The organism is Aquiluna sp. (assembly GCF_965064355.1).
In genome coordinates, this window is sequence record NZ_CBCHRQ010000006.1 from 24,072 (window position 1) to 33,083 (window position 9,012).

7 protein-coding genes are annotated in these 9,012 nt (G+C 52.7%); 5 read left to right on the forward strand and 2 right to left on the reverse strand.

Annotated features, from left to right (window positions below):
- Positions 1–221: 221 nt before the first annotated feature.
- The 3 genes from AC128V_RS01345 (at position 222) to AC128V_RS01355 (ending at position 3,354) form a co-directional block, all read left to right on the forward strand.
- A complete protein-coding gene (locus tag AC128V_RS01345) occupies positions 222–1,574 on the forward strand; it encodes an ABC transporter substrate-binding protein (RefSeq protein WP_482762881.1) in 1,353 nt (450 codons plus the stop codon).
- Positions 1,575–1,652: 78 nt separating this feature from the next.
- Positions 1,653–2,510: a carbohydrate ABC transporter permease gene (locus AC128V_RS01350; RefSeq protein ID WP_482762882.1), complete on the forward strand. Its 858-nt coding sequence runs from the start codon at positions 1,653–1,655 to the stop codon at positions 2,508–2,510.
- A 1-nt stretch (position 2,511) separates the two neighbouring features.
- Complete coding sequence (locus tag AC128V_RS01355; protein WP_482762883.1) at positions 2,512–3,354, forward strand: carbohydrate ABC transporter permease; 843 nt, start codon at positions 2,512–2,514, stop codon at positions 3,352–3,354.
- On the opposite strand, the gene AC128V_RS01360 is transcribed toward AC128V_RS01355, so the two are convergent.
- Both AC128V_RS01360 and AC128V_RS01365 read right to left on the reverse strand, forming a co-directional pair.
- Positions 3,351–4,088, reverse strand: a complete 738-nt coding sequence (locus tag AC128V_RS01360; protein WP_482762884.1) for a ThuA domain-containing protein — start codon at positions 4,086–4,088, stop codon at positions 3,351–3,353. The two genes, AC128V_RS01355 and AC128V_RS01360, sit on opposite strands and share 4 nt — an antisense overlap.
- Positions 4,088–5,194: a Gfo/Idh/MocA family protein gene (locus tag AC128V_RS01365; RefSeq protein WP_482762885.1), complete on the reverse strand. Its 1,107-nt coding sequence runs from the start codon at positions 5,192–5,194 to the stop codon at positions 4,088–4,090. Before AC128V_RS01365 ends, AC128V_RS01360 begins: the two co-directional genes overlap by 1 nt.
- A gap of 329 nt (positions 5,195–5,523) precedes the next feature.
- Here AC128V_RS01365 and AC128V_RS01370 point away from each other — a divergent pair, with 329 nt between their 5' ends.
- Both AC128V_RS01370 and AC128V_RS01375 read left to right on the forward strand, forming a co-directional pair.
- A complete protein-coding gene (locus AC128V_RS01370) occupies positions 5,524–7,374 on the forward strand; it encodes an alpha-galactosidase (RefSeq protein WP_482762886.1) in 1,851 nt (616 codons plus the stop codon).
- Positions 7,374–9,012: glycoside hydrolase family 38 N-terminal domain-containing protein (locus tag AC128V_RS01375; protein WP_482762887.1), on the forward strand; the 1,639-nt coding region annotated here is incomplete at its 3' end. The genes AC128V_RS01370 and AC128V_RS01375, both read left to right, overlap by 1 nt.

Sequence of the window (9,012 nt, forward strand, 5' to 3'; positions counted from 1 at the left end):
CAACAATTCGTCATACCTTAAAGACGAATCGTTACCGTTTCTTGACTTTTTTTCGTCAAATACCCTCCAATTAAGGTCCGTTCGTATGATGTAATGAAAATGTGGTCCAAGAATTTAAAAAGTGTGACGGGCAAATTTAGGAATTAATTGCCTTCCTCACGAAGCACGTGGTGGCCTCCTGTTTTCACGTGTGGTTCAAAACCTCCATGAAAGGAAAGCGAATGAAAATAAGTAAATTGGCTGGAGTGTTGGCAGCATTGGCGCTGACCACCGGCAGCCTTGTAGCTTGTGCCCCGGCAGCAACTGTTGACCCGGTAGCACCAACAGATGAAGCGGCAGCACTAACTGGTGAACTGCTCATTTGGGACACAGGAATTCTAGGAAAAGACGCGTCGGATGATCCATACGCCGACAAAGCATTCCTTAACCAAATGGGTGTCGAGTTCGAGGAAGCGAACCCCGGCGTCACAGTAACCATCGTTCAGCAAGGTGGCGACATCTCCTCTAACGCTGCCGCGTTCCAAGCTGCAGCAATTGCAGGAACCGGTCCTGACATTCGAGTTCAGTACGCAGGTGGACCAACCACTTCGTTCGCTGACTTCTTCGAAGACCTAGATCCTCTGCTGCCGAAGGACATGCTCGACTCGATGGCTGGACAGTACGTCAACCGTGAAGGCTTTTCTTCTGACGGAAGACTTCTTGGTATGACCTACGGTGCTGGAAACCTATTTGTTGTTTTCCAGAACGCCGATGTTCTAAAGGAAGCTGGCATTGACCCAAGCGTTAAGCCTGCGACTTGGGAAGCTCTGGTTGCAAACGCAAAGCAGATCTCTGACAAGACCGACAAGAACGGTTTCTACACCGGAAACTTGGAGGGCTACCCTGGCGCATGGTTCATCTCGAACATGGTTGGTGGCGAGCTAGGTCAGACTGCCTTCACTGACATGTACAGCGGCAAGATTCCAGTTGACGACCCAGCAATGTTGAAGGCCTACCAGGCATTCGCCGACTGGGGTAAGAGTGGAGTCAACAACCCAGATGCCGCGCAGGTAACTGCCGGTGGTCAGGGCTTCGTTGCTGGTGAAGCTGGTTACTACCTCGTTGGTAGCTGGGAGAACAACGGCATGACCGAAGCGTTTGGTGAAGACGGTCCAGTAACGTCATTCTTCATTCCAACGCTAGAAGGTGCCAAGTTCTCGAAGATTGGTTCGGGTGGTCCTGAGATCGCACTATCAATCACCTCGGCAAGCAAGAACAAGGCACTCGCAGCAGAGTTCCTGAAGTTCATTGCACGCCCAGAGCACCAGGACCGCTTCGTTGAGATCTACCAGACTCAGGGTTCAAACCACAAGGACGGAGACTCTTCGTTTATCAAGAACCCAAGACTCAAGGAGCAGTTCGAGCAGCTAGCACAGTCAACCGATGGCATCACTTTTGCCTTCGACAGTGTTATGCCACAGGCAACAATTGACTTGTTCTACAGGGTCAATGCCGGTGTCTTCAGCGGTGCTATAACGCCCGCTGATGCAGTGGCACAGCTCAAGGCTTCCTACGAGCAAGAGACTGGCAAGTAGTAAGTTAGAACCAAAGTCTGAAGGCTGGGAGATTTACTCTCCCAGCCTTCAGACTCACTATTCACAAAGAAGTGGATTATGAGGCAATCAAAGTTAGTCGGAACCCTAGCGGTACTTCCCAGCTTCGTAATCGTGGCTGGGTTTATGGCGTTCCCGGTAATGTTTGCGTTTTACATTTCGTTCACGAAAACCAACGGCCTGACATACGACTGGCGCGGCCTCGACAACTACATCGCAATCTTCAGCGACCCTATTGTTCACCAGGTCTTTCTAAACAACTTCAAGTTCTTGATTTCAGTTCCGCTGGTTATCTTTTCCGCACTGGTCTGTTCTATTCTGCTTTTTGAGCAGTTCAAGGGATGGAAGTTTTTTCGAGTAATTTTCTTTCTTCCAAACGTTTTATCGGTGGCCGTAATCGGTCTGATCTTTAGAAATGCGTTTGGCTACGACGGAGCTGTGAACCAGTTTCTAGGATTGTTTGGCAATGAGCCGATGCAGTTCTTCATCGACTCGAATTACAGCATTTTAATCATCATTCTGGCTCTGGTCTGGTCGGGCTTTGGCTACCAGTCGCTCTTGCTTCTCGCCGGTCTAACTTCTATCAACCCCGCAGTCTTCGAAGCTGCGGCCATCGACGGCGCGGGCTGGTGGCGCAGGCTCTGGTCGATCACGTTGCCGAACATTCGAAAAGTACTCGGCTTCGTATTCATCATCAACATTCTTTACACCTTCGCCTCGCTGTTTGGTTTCGTCTTTGTGATAACCGCTGGAGGCCCTGGCTATGAGACAACCACAATCGACTTCTTGGTTTACCTGCGAGCCTTCTCGAGCAACAACCTGGGTTCGGGCGCTGCTCTAGCAGTGCTGCTCTTCTTCTTTATCGGTCTGTTGACACTGCTGCAGAACCGCGTGTTCAAGCTACAAAAGGACGACTAGCATGTCTGATTCGATCAGCTCAAGACTTACACCGCGCGCCAGGTGGCCCATTTTCATCGGTATGTGCTTGGTTGCGGCGACCATTATCTACCCGCTGTTCTTTGTGGTGGTCACCTCGCTGCGCAGCAACGTCGACTATAAGCGCGACCCTTTTGGTCTGCCAGTTGACTGGACAGTAACGAACTACATCGAACTTTGGGACGAATACGGTGTCGGCCGCGCATTTTTGAACAGCCTTTTTGTTTCGACGAGCGCTGTTGCGGTGATTCTGATTCTCGCGACTTTGGCGGGGTATGCCCTAGCCAAGCTTCCGGTCTTTGGCAGCAAGTTCTTCACCGCGACTTTCGTCTCGGTAATGCTGCTCCCAGGTCCAGTGCTAATTATTCCTATCTACTTGGTGCTCGCTCGATTGGGCATCGTCGGTAACTATTCCGGCTTGATACTGGTTTATGTCGCCACCGGTTTGCCGTTTGCCATCTTCTTTCTCACCCTCACTTTCAGGGCCATCCCAGATGAGCTGCTTGAGGCAGCAAGAGTTGATGGAGCCGGCTTCTTTAGAACGCTCTGGTCGATTGTTGGGCCAATGGGAGCTTCGGGAATTGCGACTTTGGCTGTGCTGCAGTTCCTTGGCACTTGGAACGAACTGATCTTTGCGCTGATTCTGGTTCCTGACGCGCAGATGAAGCTGCTCACACCGACACTGGCATCAATCGGAAAGCGCTTCGTTAGCGATCAGCCGCTAACCTCAGCGGGTCTTTTCATAAGCGCTCTCGTTCCGCTGCTGCTACTCACCTTCGCATCGAAATACATCATGCGAGGACTGCAGGTTGGCCTAAGCCGCTAGTTCTTTTCGATCCAGCCATCCGGGTGGAAAGTTGCATCGATAGGTTCGGAGCGAACAATTGGCTTCGCCCAAAGAACGCCGTTTGCTAAAACTTTTCCGATTTCCTTCTGGTGGTAGACCGGATAATCCTGGTCACCAGGTGAGAAGTAGAAAACCTTGCCCAGTCCGCGTCGCCAGGTTGCGCCGGATCTAAACACTTCACCGCCGGTGAAGCTCGAGATGAAGATCAGCTCGTCCGGGGTTGGAATATCGAAGAACTCGCCATACATCTCTTGCAACGGAATAACAATCGGGTCGGGAAGGCCCTGCGTAATCGGGTGGCTTGGGTTGACGTTCCAGACCAGTTCGCGATCTTTAGAGCTGCGCCATCTGAGCGAACAGGTTGTACCCATTAGCTTCTTAAAGATTTTCGAATAGTGCGCAGAGTGCAAGACAATCAAGCCCATGCCGCCTAAGACGGCGTCGTAAACGCGCTGCACAACCTCGTCGCTAACCCTCGGGTGTGCCTCATGGCCCCACCACATCAGAACATCGGTTCGGTCGAGCACCGCTTGGGTTAGGCCGTGTTCGGGCTCGTCTAGCGTGGCGGTCGCTACTTCGACAGCGCTGCCAAGTTCGTTTTCCAAAAGGGCCTTGATTGCGCCGTGCATTCCATTCGGGTAAATCTTTGCCGGCACAGAGTCGGTCTGCTGCTCGTGGATGTTTTCGTTCCAGATTGTGACTCTGAGTGTCATTAGAGAGTTATCTCTTTCCCGGCTTTAGCCGATCTGTACATGGCGTCAATAATGGCCGTGCGGTGAAGGGCGTAATCACCGGCATGCGAGACAAAATCACCTGAGGCGATGTGTTCAATGAACTCGTTAATAACGGCCAGGTGTCCCTCGCCGGTAGACGAAACCTTCGGTTTGCGAGTGTATTGCTTTCCATTTTCGTCGCCGAACAGGCTCAACGTGTTCTCTGTTGCATATCTCGGAATGAAAATTCTTAGTCCCGAATCAACGCCTAAGAGTTCGAATGAAATGTCTTCATCGTCAACCGCGTGAGACGCCCAGGTAATCTCTAGTGCCACCGATGATCCATTATCAAGTCTCAGCAGCGCGCTACAAAGGTCTTCGACCTGAAACTCGCCCGCACTGCCCTGCGTGTAGTTTGAGTTATCCATGGCGCCGTAGCCGGCTCGGCCAAGTTCACCGTAGGTGACCGCACTGACCGCAACCACTCGAGGCTCTCCCAACATGTAGAAAAGTGAATCGATGATGTGCGGGCCAAGGTCGATGGCCGCACCACCACCGGCCAGGTTGGCCGAGGTGAACCAAGACGTCAAGCCAGGAATACCTGCTCGTCTCTTCCAACTAATTCTTGAGTGATAGACGCGACCGAGCTTGCCCGACGCAACTAATTCCCTAGCCATGCCTATGTCGGCTCGGCGACGATAGTTGAAAGCAACTTCAAGAATGCGATTGTTTGCCTTTGCTGCTGCGACCATTTCTTCGGCCTGCTCGGCGGTTATCGCTAGCGGCTTTTCACAGAAGACGTGCTTGCCAGCATTGAGGGCCGCGACGGCAATCGGATGGTGCAGAGCGTTTGGCGTGGCAATGCTGATTATGTCTATGGTTGGATCATCAACCAGCTCTTGCCAATCAGTTGCCGTCTTTTCAACGTTGAACTCTTTGGCAAGTGCGGCCAACCTGTCCAACTCTTTTCCGGCTATTGCGGCAAGAACGGTCTGCGGGTTTTGATAAAAGGCCTTCATGTGCGCTGTTCCCATGCCGAGACCAACCACCGCCGCTCGCAACTTGGGTGCTTCTGCAGTCAAAATTGGCTCCTTAGAGTTAGACATCGTCTATAGCTACATGTTAGAGCGAGTAGCGATTAATGCTTATCATCATACCATTGGGACTGATATCGACCTCGGAAACATCAATTTTCTATGACCAAAAAAACCTAATGTATGATGTTTATGAACGAAAGGGTGTCCTTACGATGAAGTTTCGACTCCAAGCCTCGGCTGATGCGTCGCACTTACTTAATCTTCTGCTCGGCTCAGATTCGATCAGCAGCTCCATACCTTTTAGAGCCGCATTAGCTGGCCAAGAAATTGACCTTAAAACTTCAATTCGCCTGAATTGCAAAGACTCTTCTGCATCTGCCACCCTAGAGGCCCAAGGCTTGCAATTCGACTGGCAGGCAGTGCAACTCTCGGACCAGGCGGTCTGGGAGTTCAAGCTGACGGCCAAAAACAAAAGCTCAGCCCCGATATCTATTTCAAGGCTCGACAGCGCTGCACTAGCGCTACAGGGTGAGGTGTGGCGCGTTGAGTCTTTTGCATCTGCCTGGGGTGATGAGTTTCGACCAAAGACCGTGACAACCCAGCACGACTCGTTCTTCGGAGTTCGCTCGGGAAGGTCCTCGCATGGCGAGAGCCCGATCGTTTACTTCGTCAGAGAGTCTGACGGCTACACCGTTGTAGTTTCGCCGGCCTGGAGCGGAAACTGGCACATCGATGTTCTAGCCGGCGCACACATCAGTGCTGGTATTTCAACCTGGAACCTAAACTTACTGTTGGCGCCAGAAGAAACTCTGAGGGCTCCGAGTGTGATTGTTGCTGCAGCGCAGAGCAAAGAGTTGGCTCAGCGAAACTTGCAAGCAGCAATTCGCGACAATTGGCTGCCGCGAACTAAATTGACCGATGCGATTCCTATTGAGTGGAATCACTGGTGGCCCTATGAAGATGCTGAAGTGACCCAGGATGTCATCATCGAGAACGCAACCCTTGCCCAGCACATGGCAATCGACGCGATTGTGGTTGATGCCGGTTGGTTTGGTGAATCAAAGTTAGACACCAACTGGACAGACCTGCGCGGTGACTGGGCTAGCGTCAACCTCGCCAGATTTCCTGACGGACTAGAAAAACTTGGTGCGGCTATCTTGGAAAAGGGTATGTCGCCAGGGATTTGGATTGAACTTGAGGCCGTTGGTGCTAAATCTGAGTTGCGAAAAACTAACCCAGGAGCCATGGCTCGTGATGACAGCGGGCTTAGGCCAGACCCTTCATACCGGGTAGGCACAGTTTCGCTAGACAAAAGCGATCCAGGATTTCTTGGCTATGTTTGCCTGGGTTCGACCGAGGGCTGGGCACAAACCTACAACGCGGTTAAGAACGTGGTCTCCGCAATGCAAGCGCGCTGGCTGAAGATGGACTTCAACATCGATCCTGGGTTCGGTTGCACTCGAACTGATCACGGCCACGGTGCCGGGGATGGACTGTTGCGACACTACGAGGGTCTCTACAAACTGCTCGATCAAATTCGGGCCGACTTTCCCCAGCTGCTGATTGAGGCCTGCTCCTCAGGTGGCTTAAGAGTCGATCTTGGTCTTGCAAAACACGTTCACTGTTTCTTCTTGAGTGATCCCGACTACACAGAGCATCACCTGCAGGTGCTCTGGGGTTCGGCTCACATGCTGCCACCGCTTGCGATTCTCCACTGGCCATGGTCTTGGTGGAGAAACGACTACGGGCCATCGCAACTCGACTGGATGAATGTCGAGGTAGAAACCTTCGACGTGATTATGCGAGCCGCTATGTTCCATCGTCTTGGAGTCAGTTATCCGCTGCCAAAGTTGCCCGCCCGGCTCAATCAGCGCCTGGGACATCACTTGCAAATCTTTAGAGATCACATAGCTCCGGTTCTGCCAACAGCCAATTTGGTTTCACTCACCGATTCGCCGTTGCGCGGAAACAGAGGCGAGAGACACTCCGCCTGGCAGCTAACCGCAAACCTGAACAGTGAAGATGAGGTGCATCTAGTCATGTCGCTGAAGCTAGAAAGCTCGACGCCATCGGCTGAATTTAGACCAACACAGCTGGATGAAAACCGACACTATGTGGTGGTCGACCTAGAGACCAAAAACACATCGACCGCGCTTGGCAAGCTATTAAACGCCGATTTGCTATCGGGTCTAGCTGGCGGCAAGAATTCTTGGATCATGGAGATTCGACCAAAGGGAGCAAAGGGCTAATGCACCAGGGAACCAAAGCCGTTGAAGAGAGACTGGATCGATTCTTCAAGGACAAGATTCAGCCGGCGATTTACCGCGATCACATTGCGCTTTCGATAACGGCTTGGCAGGCGCCGCGCGAACCCGTGCCATTCGCGGAGGCGACCACTCAGCAATACGAGGCTGTCGACCTAGGTTGGCGGTTCGGTCGAGCTTGGTCGACCATTTGGTTGAAGGTCTCGGGCTCGATTCCAGAAAGCTGGAGCGCTAACCAAGAAGGTTCACTCGCCGCCGAAATCGTGATCGATTTTGGCTACAACACATCTCGCTCGGGCTTTCAGGCCGAAGCGCTGGCCTACGACCTAGCTGGCAAGCCGATTAAGGCCATAGCGCCAAAAAACTCTTGGTTGCCCTGGTCCTACGCCAACAAAAAGGTCGAGTTCTACCTCGAAGTTGCAGCGAACCCCGATGTCGCCGGCGAATACACTTTTGAACCGACAACTCTTGGCGACTGGGATACCGCTTCTGAGCAGCCGCTTTATGAGCTGAAGAAACTACACATCGCGCGGAGAGATATCGAGGTTTGGGAGTTAGCTCAAGACATCTTCACCCTGCGCGGTCTCATGGTAAGCCTGCCACAGGACAGCACCCGAAGACATTTGATCACCCGTGCCATCGAGGACATGCTCGATGCAATCAATCCGAGCGATGTTTCTGGCTCTGCGAGTGCGGCAAGAGGGAAACTGACCGCCGTGCTGAGTTCGCCGGCAAGCGCTTCGAGTCACCGCATTATCGCAACCGGTCACGCGCACATCGACTCGGCGTGGTTATGGCCAATTCGAGAAACTGTTCGCAAGTGTGCCAGGACCTTTAGCAACGTTCTCAGCCTGATGGATGAGCATGACGACTTCATCTTTTCGGCGTCTTCTGCCCAGCACTACAAGTGGATCAAAGATCACTACCCGAGCGTTTTCGAAGGCATCAAGAAGCGCGTGGTGAGTGGTCAATGGAAACCGGTTGGCGGCATGTGGGTCGAGTGTGACGGAAACATGCCCGGCTCTGAAGCGATGGTTAGACAGTTTGTTTACGGGCAAAAGTTTTTTCAGGAGAACTTTGCAATGCACGCACGCGAAGCCTGGTTACCAGATTCTTTTGGTTACTCAGGCTCGCTCCCGCAGATCGTTACCCAGTCGGGCATTAGTGCCTTTCTAAGTCAGAAGATGTCGTGGAACCAGGTCAATCGCATGCCGCACCACACCTTCTGGTGGGAAGGCATCGATGGCACAAGAGTCTTCTCACACTTCCCCTCGGCAGACACCTACATCTCTGAACTCTCCGGTGAAGAATTGGCTCACGCTGAGAAGAACTTCTCGGAAAAGGGTAGAGCGTCAATTTCGCTCGTGCCATTTGGATGGGGCGATGGCGGCGGCGGACCAACCCGCGAAATGATTGCCGCGGCTTACCGCACCCGCGATCTCGAGGGTTCGCCAAAGGTGTCCATGGGAACGGCCGATGAGTTTTTCTCCCAGGCTCGAAGCGAGTATGCAAATGCTCCGGTCTGGCGAGGTGAGATGTATCTCGAACTGCACCGCGGGGTGTTGACCTCACAGCACAGAACCAAGCAGGGGAACCGTCGCAACGAGGGACTGCTGCGAGAGG